The sequence below is a fragment of the Pseudomonas sp. UTLPPB19802 genome (assembly GCF_059730225.1).
This window is the reverse complement of the sequence record NZ_AP048545.1, coordinates 5293824-5307638: the sequence shown is the minus strand read 5'-3', so window position 1 is coordinate 5307638 and position 13815 is coordinate 5293824. Positions and strand designations below refer to the sequence as shown.

General features: G+C 63.2%; 16 protein-coding genes. 6 read left to right on the top strand and 10 right to left on the bottom strand.

Annotated elements, in window-relative coordinates; translation table 11 throughout:
* Window positions 1-21 precede the first annotated feature (21 nt).
* Complete coding sequence (locus tag AC6I6U_RS22895) at window positions 22-1275, top strand: arsenic transporter (RefSeq protein WP_497878304.1); 1254 nt, start codon at window positions 22-24, stop codon at window positions 1273-1275.
* An 18-nt stretch (window positions 1276-1293) separates the two neighbouring features.
* Here AC6I6U_RS22895 and AC6I6U_RS22890 read toward each other — a convergent pair whose 3' ends face one another.
* Both AC6I6U_RS22890 and AC6I6U_RS22885 read right to left on the bottom strand, forming a co-directional pair.
* Entirely contained in the window at window positions 1294-1794 is a 501-nt protein-coding gene (locus AC6I6U_RS22890; RefSeq protein WP_497878303.1) for a hypothetical protein, read from the bottom strand.
* Between the two features lie 11 nt (window positions 1795-1805).
* Window positions 1806-2174, bottom strand: coding sequence for an avidin-fold protein (locus tag AC6I6U_RS22885; protein ID WP_497878302.1), 369 nt, complete (start codon window positions 2172-2174; stop codon window positions 1806-1808).
* A gap of 166 nt (window positions 2175-2340) precedes the next feature.
* Between AC6I6U_RS22885 and AC6I6U_RS22880 the strand changes: the two genes are divergently transcribed.
* The 4 genes from AC6I6U_RS22880 (at window position 2341) to AC6I6U_RS22865 (ending at window position 4819) form a co-directional block, all read left to right on the top strand.
* Complete coding sequence (locus AC6I6U_RS22880; protein WP_497878301.1) at window positions 2341-2886, top strand: hypothetical protein; 546 nt, start codon at window positions 2341-2343, stop codon at window positions 2884-2886.
* A 153-nt stretch (window positions 2887-3039) separates the two neighbouring features.
* On the top strand, window positions 3040-3249 hold the full coding sequence (locus AC6I6U_RS22875) for a hypothetical protein (RefSeq protein ID WP_026145362.1): 210 nt from the start codon (window positions 3040-3042) through the stop codon (window positions 3247-3249).
* A 28-nt stretch (window positions 3250-3277) separates the two neighbouring features.
* Window positions 3278-3448: a hypothetical protein gene (locus AC6I6U_RS22870; protein ID WP_497878300.1), complete on the top strand. Its 171-nt coding sequence runs from the start codon at window positions 3278-3280 to the stop codon at window positions 3446-3448.
* Window positions 3449-3634: 186 nt separating this feature from the next.
* Window positions 3635-4819, top strand: a complete 1185-nt coding sequence (locus AC6I6U_RS22865) for a sugar transporter (protein WP_497878299.1) — start codon at window positions 3635-3637, stop codon at window positions 4817-4819.
* A gap of 95 nt (window positions 4820-4914) precedes the next feature.
* Here the strand turns inward: AC6I6U_RS22865 and AC6I6U_RS22860 are convergent, their stop codons facing one another.
* Window positions 4915-5841, bottom strand: coding sequence for a hypothetical protein (locus tag AC6I6U_RS22860; protein WP_497878298.1), 927 nt, complete (start codon window positions 5839-5841; stop codon window positions 4915-4917).
* 235 nt (window positions 5842-6076) lie between these two features.
* On the opposite strand from AC6I6U_RS22860, the gene AC6I6U_RS22855 reads away from it, so the two are divergent.
* Entirely contained in the window at window positions 6077-6424 is a 348-nt protein-coding gene (locus AC6I6U_RS22855; RefSeq protein ID WP_497878297.1) for a BON domain-containing protein, read from the top strand.
* A gap of 43 nt (window positions 6425-6467) precedes the next feature.
* On the opposite strand, the gene AC6I6U_RS22850 is transcribed toward AC6I6U_RS22855, so the two are convergent.
* From AC6I6U_RS22850 to AC6I6U_RS22820, 7 genes are all read right to left on the bottom strand, one after another.
* On the bottom strand, window positions 6468-7439 hold the full coding sequence (locus tag AC6I6U_RS22850; RefSeq protein ID WP_497878296.1) for an oligopeptide/dipeptide ABC transporter ATP-binding protein: 972 nt from the start codon (window positions 7437-7439) through the stop codon (window positions 6468-6470).
* Window positions 7436-8428: an ABC transporter ATP-binding protein gene (locus AC6I6U_RS22845; protein WP_497878295.1), complete on the bottom strand. Its 993-nt coding sequence runs from the start codon at window positions 8426-8428 to the stop codon at window positions 7436-7438. Before AC6I6U_RS22845 ends, AC6I6U_RS22850 begins: the two co-directional genes overlap by 4 nt.
* A gap of 2 nt (window positions 8429-8430) precedes the next feature.
* Complete coding sequence (gene ddpC / locus AC6I6U_RS22840; RefSeq protein ID WP_497878294.1) at window positions 8431-9312, bottom strand: D,D-dipeptide ABC transporter permease; 882 nt, start codon at window positions 9310-9312, stop codon at window positions 8431-8433.
* 1 nt (window position 9313) lies between these two features.
* The gene (locus tag AC6I6U_RS22835) at window positions 9314-10330 is read right to left on the bottom strand and encodes an ABC transporter permease (protein WP_497878293.1); all 1017 of its coding nucleotides are present in this window, start codon (window positions 10328-10330) and stop codon (window positions 9314-9316) included.
* 70 nt (window positions 10331-10400) lie between these two features.
* Window positions 10401-11975 carry an ABC transporter substrate-binding protein gene (locus AC6I6U_RS22830; RefSeq protein WP_497878292.1) on the bottom strand — a complete coding sequence of 525 codons (1575 nt, stop codon included), beginning with the start codon at window positions 11973-11975 and terminating at the stop codon, window positions 10401-10403.
* 196 nt (window positions 11976-12171) lie between these two features.
* On the bottom strand, window positions 12172-12711 hold the full coding sequence (gene ddpX / locus AC6I6U_RS22825; protein ID WP_497878291.1) for a D-alanyl-D-alanine dipeptidase: 540 nt from the start codon (window positions 12709-12711) through the stop codon (window positions 12172-12174).
* Window positions 12712-12746: 35 nt separating this feature from the next.
* Window positions 12747-13607 (bottom strand): MurR/RpiR family transcriptional regulator, encoded by an 861-nt coding sequence (locus AC6I6U_RS22820; protein WP_497878290.1) that lies wholly within the window; start codon window positions 13605-13607, stop codon window positions 12747-12749.
* Window positions 13608-13815: the final 208 nt, after the last annotated feature.

The following is a 13815-nucleotide window of genomic DNA, read 5'->3' as shown; positions in this document are numbered from 1 at the left end:
GCATTCAGCCGAGTAATGTTCATGCCTGTAGTCGATGCTTCGACGGTTATCTGGATCGTGGCCGCCGTCGCCACCTGTGGCGTGATCCTGCGTCCCTGGCGGGTGCCGGAGTATGTCTGGGCGATCAGCGCCGCGCTGCTGTTGATCGTGTTTGGCTGGATGCCGCTGCCCAGCGCATTGGCCGCGGTCGCCGAAGGCGGCGATGTCTACCTGTTTCTGATCGGCATGATGGTATTGGCGGAACTGGCGCGCCAGGAGGGACTGTTCGACTGGCTGGCCATGTACGCGGTCAAGCATGCCGGAGGCAGCGGCCAGCGGCTGTTCGACCTGGTGTTCCTGGTGGGCACGCTGGTCACGGTGTTCCTGTCCAACGATGCCACGGCCGTGGTGTTGACCCCGGCGGTGTATGCGGCGTGCAAGGCGGCCAGGGCCGAGCCGTTGCCCTATCTGTTCATCTGCGCCTTCATCGCCAACGCCGCCAGCTTCGTGCTGCCCATTTCCAACCCGGCCAACCTGGTGGTGTTCGGCAGCCAGATGCCGCCTCTGCTGGAGTGGCTGCGGCAGTTCACCTTGCCGTCGCTGGCGGCCATCGGCCTGACCTACCTGGCGCTGCGCCTGGCCTTGCGCAAGCAGATCCGCCAGCCATTGGCGACGACCCCCGAGATGCAGGCCCTGTCCACTGGGGCACGTTTGTGCGCTTGGGGCATCGTGCTGACCGGTGTGCTATTGCTGGTGACCTCCGCCCTGGATCGGCAACTGGGCTTGCCCACTTTCTGTGCCGGGGTCGCCACGGCCGGGCTGATCCACTGGCGCCAGCGGCGTAATCCCATGCCGGTGCTCAGGGGCGTGGCCTGGGGCGTGCTGCCGCTGGTCGCGGGCCTGTTCGTGCTGGTGGAGGCGGTGGCCCAGACCGGCCTGATCGAGCGCCTGGCCCATGGCCTGGCCGCGCTGGCGCGCCATTCCGAGCTCCAGGCGAGCTGGAGTGCCGGCGTGATCTCGGCGATTGCCGGCAACCTGATGAACAACCTGCCGACCGGGCTGATCGCCGGCTCCATGGGGCACCTCGTCGAATTGCCGAGCCAGACCACGGCGGCGTTGCTGATCGGGGTCGACCTCGGGCCGAACCTGTCGATCACCGGTTCCCTGGCGACCTTGCTCTGGCTGGTTGCCATTCGCCGGGAAGGCGAACATGTCGGCGCCCTCGACTTCCTGCGCCTGGGCGTGCTGGTGATGCCGCCGGCGCTGATCGGAGCGCTGGCGCTGTTGCACTTGTGAGTGCTAGGGCTGGCGCCGTCAATGAGGGGCGCGGCCAGCTTCGGCTTGCGAGTCGGCCACGCTGGCCAGGGTGGTGTCGCCAAGCTCCTCGCGCACCCAGCGGGCAAATTCCGCTACCTCGGTGTGTGGCGAGGCTGACAGCTGCCTGAATAGCGCCAGCTCTCTTGCCAGCTCGTTCCTCAGCGTGACGGCCCAGTCCTGGGAGAGCTGAAGCGGGGCGCAAATGGCGAATCCGACCAGGATGTCGAGTACTTCCACTTTCAGTTCATCGCCAGCGCTGCGCAGTGCCTGCAGCAGAAAGGGCAGTGCAGGCAAGGCGGCCGAAGAAATGAATGCATGCTGGTGGCATAGCCCGCACCACAGCCTGTGGGATGCCGCCATGGCAATGGAGCGCTCCTGGGAGAACAGCAGTTCAAGGTCGGCAGGGACCCCGGAGGCGTCTCCATAGGCAGTCGAAAAACTCTCCCAGGGGATCGCTTCCAGTTCTCTTTGCAGGGCGGTTATTTGGTTTGGGTCCATTGGGAACCTGATTATTGCGCAATGAATTCGACGTAGTTCGATTCGCCACCGCCGGTGGCACCCGACAGCCAGCCCCAGACAAAGCTCAGCGTGGTGCGCCCGGCGTGATCGACACCGACCGTGCCACGGGACCAGCCGGAGCGCAGTTCACCCTCGGTGGTCAGGCAGTGGTAAAGCAGTTCGATGGTGTCGGGTCCGGTCACTCGGCCGACCTGATGGCCGCTGCGGATCTTGCCGCCCTGGTAGGTCCCCGAAATGGCGGTGCCGTCGAGAAGGTAGTGAAAGATCGTGCTGGCGTCGGAAAGACCCTGGGTATTGCTGGCGACGGCGAAGCGGCGGTTGTGCAGGCGCTCGGTGATTTGCGCGAAGGGCGTTTCCATGATGACGGGGTCCTTGTTGAAGATATTCCATTGCGGGCGTCGGCATCCTATTTCATTTTTCCGTGGAGGATGAGGATGTGTTTCCTCCCGGATGGTGTACCGTCATGGAGATTGTTCGGCAAGAAACACATAGACGGTTGGAAAAAATGACGCAAAGAGCTCACGGATGGCGATAAAGGCGCTGTTGTATGGTTGGACGACCTGCCTGGTTGTCTCATGGTTGACCAACTTTGGCATTTTCTACAGTGACATCGCGCTCGACAGTGAGCTGCACCGTTGGCTACCTGCTATCTCCAGGGCCGAGGACTATTTTGTTGCGCACGGCCAGCTGGATTTTCTGAAGAAAACCGCCTGGATCTACGAAAAGGACCTCGCGCTGCAGGCGTTCATGTTGGCCTGGCTCGCTCTGTACGCCCGGTTCTCGCTCAAGGTGAGACTTCATGAGTTCTTCAAACTGGCCCACTACAGGCACAACTACCTTGCGTTGATCCCGTTGTTGGCCTGTACCTTCATGGTCGCGACTGTCGTTCTGGGGCCGGACATGGAGCCGTCCACTCGAGGGCGCTTGAGCAACAGGCTTTATGAGTTCAGCGTCATGTGGGGCGCATTCTACAGCACGGTCATTTTGTTCCCGCTGGTTCCAATGGTGGTTTTGGGCTTTGGCGTTTTACTGGATGCCACCCATGAACGCATAGCGGCCTATCGGCGTTGATCCACTGCGGGTAAGTTGCGCTGTGACAGGCCCCTGTCAAGGTATTGCCTGGCGATGTGCAGGCAGGCAAATGCAGCTTGCGGGCAAGATGCATTTTCAGAAACGCGCCAGGCATGGTAAAAAAATCCATCCCTCATCATCGAAGTTCGAAAAATGCCCAAGACACAGCTGGCAGGTAGCTCGGCAGCGACAGCGGCCGATATCGAAAAGTCGATCCAGGCCCTGAACAAAATGGCGGAACGCCTGTGGGGTGATGGCCGGGAGGCTGAAGCCCAGGCATTGCTCAACGCACTGGACGCCTTGAACCGCGCGCTGGACCGGATCCGGATTGGCCAGAGTCGTCGTGCGGCGACGCTGCACTGAAAGGTAGGGAGGGCTTGGCGCTTACAAAATGCATATAAGCGATTTGATTGATGTGATTTTTGGTGTTCTGGATCTGCTGGACGGCGGTTCAAATCACCGCAGAAAGCGCGTGTTTTCGCCGGGGTTCCTGATCTTTGCGGCGTTTGTGGCAATCGTGGAACTGTTGCTGCTGAACGCCTGGTATGCTCCAGGCACCTGACACCACACCTGCTATGTTTCAACGTGACTTGGTTGGGCTCACCGCTCTCCAATCATCGAGCCGCTTCTGGGAGCGATACTTGCACCCAGCGCGTCACCCATTTCACCTTCACCTGCTTTTTCTTCGGACGTCCGGCCCCCGAGCCGCCGATGGCCCGATCCTCGATAGCGTAAGACGGATTTTCAGATGACAACCCCAGCAACAGAAAACACGGGCAACTGGCAACAGGTGATCGCGTTGGCCTTGGCCGCCTTTGTCTTCAACACCACCGAGTTCGTGCCGGTCGGGTTGTTGAGCGCCATCGGCGAGAGTTTCGACATGTCGAGCGCGCAGGTCGGCCTGATGCTGACGATCTACGCCTGGGTGGTGTCCCTGACTTCGCTGCCGATGATGCTGCTGACCCGCAACATCGAGCGACGCAAGTTGTTGATGGTGTTGTTCGGGCTGTTCATCGTCAGCCATGTGCTGTCGAGCATCGCCAACAGCTTCGGCATCCTGCTGGTGAGCCGGATAGGCATCGCCCTGGCCCATGCGCTGTTCTGGTCCATCACCGCGTCCCTGGCGGTGCGGGTCGCGCCACCGGGCAAGCAGGTGCAGGCGTTGGGCCTGCTGTCGACCGGGACGTCCATGGCGATGGTGCTGGGGATTCCGCTGGGCCGGTTGCTGGGCGAAGCCATGGGCTGGCGCACGACTTTCCTGGTGATTGCATTGCTGGCGGGAGCATTGGTGCTCTGGTTGGCGAAGACCCTGCCGCTGCTGCCGAGCCAGAATTCGGGTTCGTTGCGAAGCTTGCCGGTGCTGTTCAAGCGGCCAGCGCTGGTGGCGGTCTACTGCCTGACGGCGGCGGTGATTACCGCGCAGTTCACCGCCTACAGCTATGTCGAGCCGTTCATCAAGACCGTGGCGGGCATGAGCGGCGAGGTGGTGACCCTGATCCTGCTGCTGTTCGGTGGCGCCGGTATCCTGGGCTCATGGCTGTTCAGCAGGTTCAACCGACAATACCCGCAGCCGTTCCTGCTGGCGGCGACCTCGCTGCTGACGGTCTGCCTGCTCCTGCTGCTGCCCTTGAGTGGGAATGTTTCGGCGCTGAGTGTGCTGAGTATCTTCTGGGGCGTGGCGATCATGGGTTTTGGCCTGTCGCTGCAGCGCAAGGTGCTGGAGTTGGCACCGGATGCGACCGACGTGGCCATGGCGATGTTCTCGGGGATCTACAACATCGGCATCGGCGGCGGGGCCTTGGTGGGGAGTTGGGTGGGGCGGCAGCTCGGTTTTTCCTACATCGGCGTGATCGGTGGTGCGCTGGCGGGTGTGGCGCTGGCGCTTTATTGCCTGTCGCTGTACCGCCAGTCGCGCAATGGCGCGCAGGCCTAGTCGCTGTTGTCAATGAGGCTGGATGGACTCAGGTCCAGCCTCAGGAATGATCAGGTTCTCAGCCAGTTTCTTTAATTGAAGTGGCCTTGGCAGCCTCAACCACAAGACCCCTGTATCGTCTCCTCGCTCTCACGTTGCAATCTCTCGCCTTCAGCGCGCAGTTGCTGCCAGTTGGCTGTGCCTTGACACTGCTCGGCCACGCGTACCGTTATTTCTCCCATCTTGTGCGCCTGCCGGGCGGAGACGCAGATGCCCGGATTCCTCTGGGATTGGCCCTGCTGGGTCAGGTGATCTAGATAGGCTTTGCCTTTGCGCTCCGCCGCCTCGCAGCCACCTGAAAGATCCACGGCGGCCACTTCCGCCGAAATCTTCCCGGTGCCCTTGGCAGAATCTTGCGTATACGACGTGTTGTCATGGGACGTCCCGCCGCCAGCCCCGCTTGCCTGGCTCAGGGCATTGCCCATGACGGTCAGTTGTGCTGCGCGAGCTGGGTTGCTAGCCGCCATGCCATGGCCGACGCCGCTGCTCAAGGCACCCAACATGTTCAGGGCCGTGCCGACTCCTGAGTCCGTGCTGTCTGCGTTGGAAACGGCACTGACGGGCGGCGTAGTGGGCGGTGGTGTATCGCTGGCGACCAGTGCGCTGTTCTTGAATACCCCGCTACGTACCGAACCGTCCGGGGAGCGCATGCTGCCTCGACCGGTGAGTGTGCCATCAAGCAGTTGTCCCTCGTAGTGATAGCCCTCGGCCCACTGAATGGTGGCTGGGCCGTTGAAGGAGCCCTGGACCATTGTGCCTTCGGTCGTCGAGAAAACTTGGCCATTGACCAATGAGAGCAACACGCCTTTACCTGACGCGAAGCCCTTGGTGCATTGGCCGGACCAGATATAGCTGGGGTTGGTACGCTGGGCATTCCAGTTCTGGACCTGGCAGCCCTTGTCGGTCCTGGCGAACTCAGTAGCCAGGCAGGGGCCGGCCGTCACGGAAATGGCTAGCAAGACCAACAGGTGGAACTGATTCATGTTCATGTACCGCAGAGAGAGGGGCGGATACACGATAGTGGCTTATTAATATTGCTGCCATAGACCCGAGATCTTTCAGACGGACTGTCCTGAGCGGGCGACCGCTTGGCTGACCACTGCGTAGTTCTTGAGCTTGCGCACTATACTTTCTGAGTGTCGGTGCGGCTGCGGCGCGTACTCCACAACCACACCTTGGGCATGAACAGTACGTCTGCAACCGACAGAGGGTTCTGCCATGAAACAACCTTCCCTGCAGCACCTGTCCCACGATCTGGGCATGGCCGTGCATGACACCTGGACCACCGCCAGGGTCAAGTCCGCACTGGCCATGGCGGATTCCGCCCAGAGCCTGCACATCCATGTGAAAACCCACGCTGGCATGGTGGCCCTGAGCGGGCGGGTGATGAATCATCGTCATTATGAGCAGGTCGTCGATCTGGTCCGCTTGGTGCCGGGCGTGCTCGATGTCGATGCCCATGAACTGCTGACCCACGTGTTCATCCCCTCGGCGTCGATGCAGCCACCGAGTGCGGAGGAGAGCAACGAGTACCGCTCTCCGATGCCGCCCCGCAAGGATGAATGACCGCCTGCGACAGGGGCAGTGACTGCCCCTGCCTGCCTGTCCTTCAGCGCTGGATATGACACCTGACGCGCTGTTGCTCCGAGCCGACCATTCCCTGGGGCTTCTCACAGCCCACCGTGCAGATCCGGCAGCGCTCGCGAAAGAAGCAGCCTTCCGGCAGGCGCCGGTTACCCGGCAGCTCGGTCGGCGCCGCCATCTGGTCGGCCTGCAGTGGCACCCCCAGGCGCGGTACCGCTTCGAACAGCAGGCGGGTGTAAGGATGCAGTGGCGTGTCCAGCACCTGGGTGGCGCTGCCCAGTTCGACGATCTGCCCCAGGTACATCACTGCCACCCGGTCGGCCATGTGGCGGACCACCGAGACGTTGTGGGAAATCAGGATGTAGGTCAGCTTGCGTGCCCGTTGCAGTTCGGCCAGCAGGTTGAGGATCTGCGCCTGCACCGAGATGTCCAGGGCGGAGGTCGGTTCGTCGAGGACGATGATGTCCGGGTCCGAGGACAGCGCCCGGGCAATCGCGATCCGCTGGCGCTGGCCGCCGGAGAACTGGTGCGGGAAGCGATCCAGGTACTCCGGGCGTATGCCCACCTGGGCGGCGACCTTGGCCGCGATCGCGCGCATCTGCTCGCGGGATACATGGCCACGGGCGTACAGCGGTTCGGTGATGATCCGCCAGATCGGCAGGCGCGGGTCGAGTGACGATTGCGGGTCCTGGAAGACGATCTGCACGTTGCGCCGAGCCTGGCCGTGATCACGCTCGGGCCAGTTCAACGCACCACTGCTGGGGGCGATCAGGCCCATCAGCAACTGCGCCAGGGTGCTCTTGCCACAGCCTGATTCACCGACGATTCCCAGGGTTTCGCCAGCGCGGACCTGCAGGTCGATACCGTTGAGGGCATGGGCATAACCCCGCGGCCGGCCAAGCCAGTCGTTGCTCACCGGGAAGCGGACGCGAACGTCCTCGAGCCGGAGGATTTCGGGCGCGGTTTCCGGCTGCGGATGAAGGACGGCACTGTTCATTGCGACAGCTCCTTGGCCGGCAGCCAGCACGCGCTCTTGCGTTGCTCGTTACCGTTGATGGGGGTGAGCGACGGACGCTGGGCACAGGCCGGCATGCGGTACGGGCAGCGTTCGCCAAAGGTACAGCCCTGGGGCAGGGCAGCCAGATTCGGTACCTGGCCGGGAATGGTCTGCAACGGTTGGCCCGGCTCGACCATCTCCGGCAGGCCGCTGAGCAGGCCACGGGTGTATGGGTGCTGCGGGTTGCCCATCACCTCGGCGGTGCTGCCTTGCTCGACCACGGCACCGGTGTACATCACATAGACCCGGTCGCAGAACTGCGAGACCAGCGCCATGTCGTGGGTGATCAGCAGAATCGCGGTGCCTTTCTGCCGGGCCTTTTCGCGCAGCAACAGCAGCACCTGGCGCTGCACGGTGACGTCCAGCGCGGTGGTCGGCTCGTCGGCGATCAGCAGTTGCGGCTCGCAGGAGAAGGCCAGGGCGATCATCACCCGCTGGCGCATGCCGCCGGACAGCTCGAAGGGGTAGGCGTCCAGCACCTGCTCGGGGCTGGCGATGTGCATGTCGCGCAGCAGGGCGATGGCCTTCTGGCGAGCCTCGGCGGCGCTGATTTTCTGGTGATGGATGATCACGTCGAGCATCTGCCGGCCGATGCGCCGAGTCGGGTTCAGGGCGGTCATCGGTTCCTGGAAGATCATCGCCGCATCGCGGCCACGAATGTGCAGCAGGTCCTTTTCGGAGGCGCCGAGCATGTCGCGCTGGAGCATGCTCAGGCTGCCGCCGGTGATGCGATAGCTGCGTTCGGGCAGCAGGCGCATGCTGAGCATGGCGGTGACCGACTTGCCCGAGCCGGACTCGCCGACCACGCCGACGATCTCGCCGGGGCTGACGTGCAGGGAGACACCGTTGAGCGCCTTGACGTTGTGCTTGTAGGCCGGGAATTCCAGGCTCAGGTTGTCGATGGCCAGGACGGGAGCGGGTGAATTCATGGTCATTTCCCCTGTTGCCGTGGGTCAAGCAGATCGCGTACGCCATCGCCGAGCAGGTTGAAGCCGGTGGCGGTGATCAGGATCGCCAGGCCCGGAAAGGTCGAGTACCACCAGTTGTCGAGGATGTAGTTGCGTCCGGTGGCGACCATCGCGCCCCATTCGGCGGTCGGTTGTTGGGCACCGAGGCCGATGAAACCGAGGGCCGAGGCCATCAGGATGGCGCTGCCGATGTCCAGGCTCAGCTGTACCAGCAGCGGCGGCATGGCGTTGCGTGCCACGTGCCAGTGGACCATGTGCCAGCGCCCGGCGCCGAAGGTCTGCGCGGCCTTGACGTAGCCCATCTGGCGGATGCTCAAGGCTTGGCCGCGGGCCAGGCGCACATAGGATGGAATCCGCACCAGGGTGATCGCCAGCATGGCGTTGAACAGGCTGGCGCCAAGGGCGGCGGCCAGGGCCATGATCAGCACCAGCGAGGGCACCGACAGCATGATGTCCATCAGGCGCATGACCAGCGCATCGAAGCGTCCGCCGATCACCCCGGAGAAGCAGCCCAGCAGGCCGCCGATCAGGCACGAGGCAAAGGCCACGAACAGGCCGACGCCAACCGATTGCTGGCTGCCGAACAGCACGCGGCTGAAGATGTCCCGGCCAACCTCGTCGGTACCGAACCAGTGTTCGGGCGAGGGCGCTGACAGGCGCTCGGCGAGGTTCAGGGCGTTGGGGTCGTGGCTGGCGAGCCACGGCGCGAAGATCATGCACAGCAGGACGATGGACGTGATCGCCAGGCCGGCCATGGTCAGCGGGCTGCGGCGGACCTGGTAGCCCAGGTAGGCGAGCTTGTCGCTCCAGCGCGGGGCGCGTGTTGCACTCAGGGTTACGGACATTTCAGCTCACCTCGCCGATACGTGGGTCGATCACGCGGTACAGAAGATCGATGGCCATGTTCAGCAGCACGTAGATGAAGGACACCAGGATCGCGAAACCCATCACCGCCGGGAAATCCAGCGACTGGATCGACTTGACCACATAGGCGCCCATGCCGGGCCAGGCGAACACGGTTTCGGTCAGGACTGCGCCGTAGAGCAGGTCGCCGAGAGTCAGGCCGAGTACCGTCACCGAGGGGATCAGGGCGTTGGGCAGGGCATGGCGCAGGATCACCGTCCAGCGCGACAGGCCGTAGGCGCGGGCGGTGCGGATGTAGTCCTCGCCAAGTTGGTCGAGCATCGCCGAGCGGATCTGTCGGGCGACCACGCCCAGGGTGACGAAACCGAGGGTGGCGGCGGGCAGGATCAGGTGCTGCAACGCATCGACGAACAGGCTGCCGTCGCCGGCGAGCAGCGAGTCGACCAGGTAGAAGCCGGTGAAGGTCGGTGGCGGTGCCAGCCCCTCGGACAGGCGCCCGCCACCGGGCAGCCAGCCAAGCTGGCCGTAGAACAGCACGATGGTGCCCAGGCCCAGCCAGAACGCCGGGGTGGAAATGCCGGTGACCGCCAGGGTCCGGGCGATCTGGTCGATGGCGCGGTTGTGGTAGACCGCCGACAGCACCCCCAGCGGCACCCCGACGAGGATCGCCAGCAGCAGCGCCACCAGGGCCAGCTCCAGGGTGGCGGGGAAGAACGCCTGCAGGTCTTCCAGTACCGGCCGGTTGGTACGGATCGAGGTGCCGAGGTCACCGTGCAGCAGGTCCATCAGGTAGCGGCCGTACTGTTGGTACAGCGGCAGGTCCAGGCCCAACTGGTGGCGGATGCCGGCTACCAGTTCATCGCTGGCGCGATCGCCGGCGATCAGCCGGGCCGGGTCCCCGGGGATCAGGTGGGAAATTGCGAAGGTAATCAGCGAAACACCGAACACGACCAGAATCAGGCCGAGCAGGCGCTTGCGCAACAGAGTCAGGAAGGCCATCTGGCACCTCAGTCACACGAACGACGGGAACGCCGCGCCAGCCGCGAACGGTCGGCGCGGGCGAGCAGGCTTACTTGCTCATGCTGCCCAGGTTGAACACCTGTTCGAGCATCGGGTTGAACACGTAGCCCTTGACCGAATCACGCATCGGCAGGGTGTAGCTCTTCTGGTAGAGGTAGGCGTAGACGCTGTCCTTGAGCACCTTCTTCTGCGCCGTCTGGTACAGCTCGACGCGCTTGGCGGTGTCGCTGGTGGCTGCCGCTTCACGGATCAGCTTGTCGACTTCGGGGTTGCTGTAGAACGAGCGGTTGCCCTGCAGGCCCTGCATTTTCGAGTCGAACCAGAAGTTCATGAACATGTAGGGGTCGGCGAAGTCCGGGCTCCAGGCGCCGGCGGCAATGTCGTAGTCGGCCTGGCCGACGCGCTCGCGCAGGGTCGCGTTGGCGAGTTTTTCCAGCTTGAGGTTGATGCCCAGGGGCGCCAGCGCCGCTTGCAGCGTGAGACCGATCGGCTCCCAGTTCGGGTCCTTGTCGGAGTACAGGTAGCTGAGGTTGGTAACCTTCTGTGGCGCCTTGGCCAGGCTCTCCTTGGCCGCGGCCAGGTCCTGCTTCATCGCCGGCAGCGAACTGTCGTAGGCCCACATGCCGTCCGGGATCGGCCCGTTCATCAGCTTGGCCTTGTCCTTGAGGATGCCCTTGACGATGCCGCTGTAGTCCACTGCCTCGGTGATGCCACGACGGGCGTCGACGCTGGTCAGCGGACCTTTCTTGTTGTTCAGGTACAGGTAGGTCACGCGCAGCGACGGGAACTCCCTGACCGCCACGCCGGGCTTCTTGGCGAGCACGCCGAGCTGGTCTTCGGGCATGTCCTCGATGATGTCCAGGTCACCCTTTTCCAGTTGCAGGCGGCGTACCGACGGCTCGGCGATGATCTTGATCACCACGCTCTTCAGCGCCGGCTTGGCCCCGGCGAAATGGCTGTTCGGCTCCAGCGTCAGCGACTGGCCTTTCTGCCAGTTGCTCAGGCGGAAGGGCCCGGAGCCGGCAGTGTGGCTCGACAGCCAGGCGTTGACGTCGCTGCTCTTGTTCACCACGTCCGGGTTGATGATCGAGGCGCCGTTGTGGGCCAGGGTGAACAGGAACGGCGCGAACGGTGTCTTGAGGGTGAAGCGGATGGTCTGCGGATCGACCACCGAGACCACCATGTCTTCGGGGAAGGCCCCGGACGGCCCTTGCTTGAGGGTCATCAGGCGGTCGAAGGAGAATTTCACGGCTGCGGCGTCCACCGGCGCGCCGTCATCGAACTGGTTGCCGGCCTTGAGCTTGAATTCCCAGACCAGGTTGTCGGGGGAGACGGTCCAGCTTTCCGCCAGGTCGCCCTGGACTTCGGTGCTGCTCTTGTCGCCTTCGACCTTGTAGCCGACCAGGCGCTGGTACGACGGGTAGGTGATGGTCCAGTCGTTGTTGTCGAAGGTCACGGCCGGGTCGAGGGTCTGCGGGTCGGCGGGCTTGCCGATCACCAGCGTGTCGGGTGGCGTGGCGGCGCTGGCGGCCTGCCAGGCGCCCAGGCTCAGGGCGCTGCACAGCAGAGTCAGCAGCAGCTTGCCGGGAGCGGTCTTGCGGGTCACGGTGTCGATAGGGTTCATGCCGGTTTCCTTGATCATTCGATGTATGGAAGTTCGTCAGGTTTTTTATAAAAGCTATAACCGGGCAGTTGCAGGTGAAGCGTAAGTCGTGCGGGTTATTGTTGTTCTCAGCCACGCTGGGCGGCTGTGCTGTGTGGCTTTCGAAACTCTCTGGTTTCGTTGGCGTTGGCCTTGCGGTTGGAACGGTTTATGGGGCTTATTGGTCCTCCAGCAGGGGATAGTCGTCGGCATTCGGCAGCTCGTAATGCCACCACTCGGTGGCGATGGCCTGGAACCCGGCGGCGAGCATGATCCCGAGCAGCAGCAGGCGATTGCGTTGCACCGCCACGGGCAGGTCGGGGTAGAACTGGTGGGAGCGTTCTTCCATGGTGTCGAAGGCACTGCCCATGTCCAGCGGCTGGTTGTCGCTGTCGACCAGGGTAAGGTCGACCGCCACGCCACGGCTGTGGTGCGAGCCCAGGTGCGGGTCGCGCACGTAGTCGTTGTTCGGCAGTGCCGCCCACAGCAGGTGCTGGGCATAGGGTGGCCGGTAGGCGTCATAGATGCGCAGGGTGTAGCCGGCCTGGCGCGCCAGCCGGCTGGCCAGTTCAAGGCGCTCGGCGGCCTCGCGGTGCAACTGGCAGCGGGCGTCGGGGTAGATGACCTTTCCTGCCAGGTTGTCCGCGCTGGCGTAGATCATGTCGATCTGCACCTGGTAGCGCTGGGCATCGATCTCTACAAGGGGGTTGTTGTTCACGCAAACACTCCGGTTGGGACTTGCTGGGCTATCGATCAACCTTCGAACTGGCCGAAGGCTTTCTGCAGTTGGCGATTTCGGGCCAGGCGCTCGTCGAGACGGTCGCCGTATTTCTCCGCCACGGCCGACACCACCAGGTTGAACAGGCAGGTCAGCGGCGCAAGGGAGTCCCAGAACTGGCCGACGTCGGTTTTCAGTTGCAACAGGTCCAGCGCATGGTCCCGCGCCCAGGGGCATTGCAGGTCGGTGATCAGTGCCAGGGGCAGGTTATTGTCCTGGGCGACCTGGCAGAAGGTCTGGGCCACGCTTGCGTAGGCGCGAAAGTCGGCAATGATCGCGTAGGGATTGGCGAAGCCGGAGTTCAGCGTTTCCGCGTAGATGCCCGAGAGCCCGTCGACGTAGTAGACCTTGGGACGGATGTATTCGAGATGGCTGTGGAAGGCGGTGAGAATCCCGCGGGTCGACTGGATACCCAGGATGAACACGGCGTCGGCTTCATGGATCCGCTGCACGATGCGGGCGAAGGTCTCGCTGCGGGCCAATCCGTAGACGTGCTGGATCGCCTCGATCTCGCGGTGCATGGAGCGGTCGAGGGCGTCCTCCTGGTTGGCCTCGGCGCGAAAGGCGCCAATACGATCGGTGATCAGCCAGGACGCCGGCGCTTCACCGCGCAGGCTCTTCTTCACGTCGTCGATGTTCTGGTAACCCAGCGAGCGCAGGAAGCGCCCCACGGAAATACCGGTGGTGGAAGCCTGTTGGGCAATGCTGTCGGCCGATTCGAACGGCAGTTGTTCCGGATTGCCGAGCAGGTAGCTGGCGATGCGCTTGCCGGTCGGGGTCAGGCTGGAGAACTGTTGCTCCAGTTGCTGCAGAAAGCTGTTCTTTTCCGTGGACATATCGGCGTGCCAGCATCGTGATTGTTATGTTTATGTCATTTTTCGTGACCGTGTTACGAACATAACATTGTCTTTCGAAATAGCACAATGCCTTTTTTGAGGGGAGGCTGTCGGGTGGGGACCATGGGCCAGGCAGATGTCTTGATCGGTATCAACGGCGGGCGCGGCCGGTCGCGCTAGCCTGCCTGCAAGCCGGTGGCCCCTGTTG

What these genes read in the sequence shown, in the direction of transcription:
- AC6I6U_RS22880 (WP_497878301.1), top strand. Translation starts at nt 2,341, where the DNA reads ATGGCGATAAAGGCGCTGTTGTATGGTTGGACGACCTGCCTGGTTGTC.
- AC6I6U_RS22860 (WP_497878298.1), bottom strand. Translation starts at nt 5,841, where the DNA reads ATGAATCAGTTCCACCTGTTGGTCTTGCTAGCCATTTCCGTGACGGCC.
- AC6I6U_RS22835 (WP_497878293.1), bottom strand. Translation starts at nt 10,330, where the DNA reads ATGGCCTTCCTGACTCTGTTGCGCAAGCGCCTGCTCGGCCTGATTCTG.
- AC6I6U_RS22890 (WP_497878303.1), bottom strand. Translation starts at nt 1,794, where the DNA reads ATGGACCCAAACCAAATAACCGCCCTGCAAAGAGAACTGGAAGCGATC.
- AC6I6U_RS22855 (WP_497878297.1), top strand. Translation starts at nt 6,077, where the DNA reads ATGAAACAACCTTCCCTGCAGCACCTGTCCCACGATCTGGGCATGGCC.
- AC6I6U_RS22845 (WP_497878295.1), bottom strand. Translation starts at nt 8,428, where the DNA reads ATGAATTCACCCGCTCCCGTCCTGGCCATCGACAACCTGAGCCTGGAA.
- AC6I6U_RS22870 (WP_497878300.1), top strand. Translation starts at nt 3,278, where the DNA reads ATGCATATAAGCGATTTGATTGATGTGATTTTTGGTGTTCTGGATCTG.
- AC6I6U_RS22830 (WP_497878292.1), bottom strand. Translation starts at nt 11,975, where the DNA reads ATGAACCCTATCGACACCGTGACCCGCAAGACCGCTCCCGGCAAGCTG.
- AC6I6U_RS22885 (WP_497878302.1), bottom strand. Translation starts at nt 2,174, where the DNA reads ATGGAAACGCCCTTCGCGCAAATCACCGAGCGCCTGCACAACCGCCGC.
- AC6I6U_RS22865 (WP_497878299.1), top strand. Translation starts at nt 3,635, where the DNA reads ATGACAACCCCAGCAACAGAAAACACGGGCAACTGGCAACAGGTGATC.
- AC6I6U_RS22820 (WP_497878290.1), bottom strand. Translation starts at nt 13,607, where the DNA reads ATGTCCACGGAAAAGAACAGCTTTCTGCAGCAACTGGAGCAACAGTTC.
- ddpC (WP_497878294.1), bottom strand. Translation starts at nt 9,312, where the DNA reads ATGTCCGTAACCCTGAGTGCAACACGCGCCCCGCGCTGGAGCGACAAG.
- AC6I6U_RS22895 (WP_497878304.1), top strand. Translation starts at nt 22, where the DNA reads ATGCCTGTAGTCGATGCTTCGACGGTTATCTGGATCGTGGCCGCCGTC.
- AC6I6U_RS22875 (WP_026145362.1), top strand. Translation starts at nt 3,040, where the DNA reads ATGCCCAAGACACAGCTGGCAGGTAGCTCGGCAGCGACAGCGGCCGAT.
- AC6I6U_RS22850 (WP_497878296.1), bottom strand. Translation starts at nt 7,439, where the DNA reads ATGAACAGTGCCGTCCTTCATCCGCAGCCGGAAACCGCGCCCGAAATC.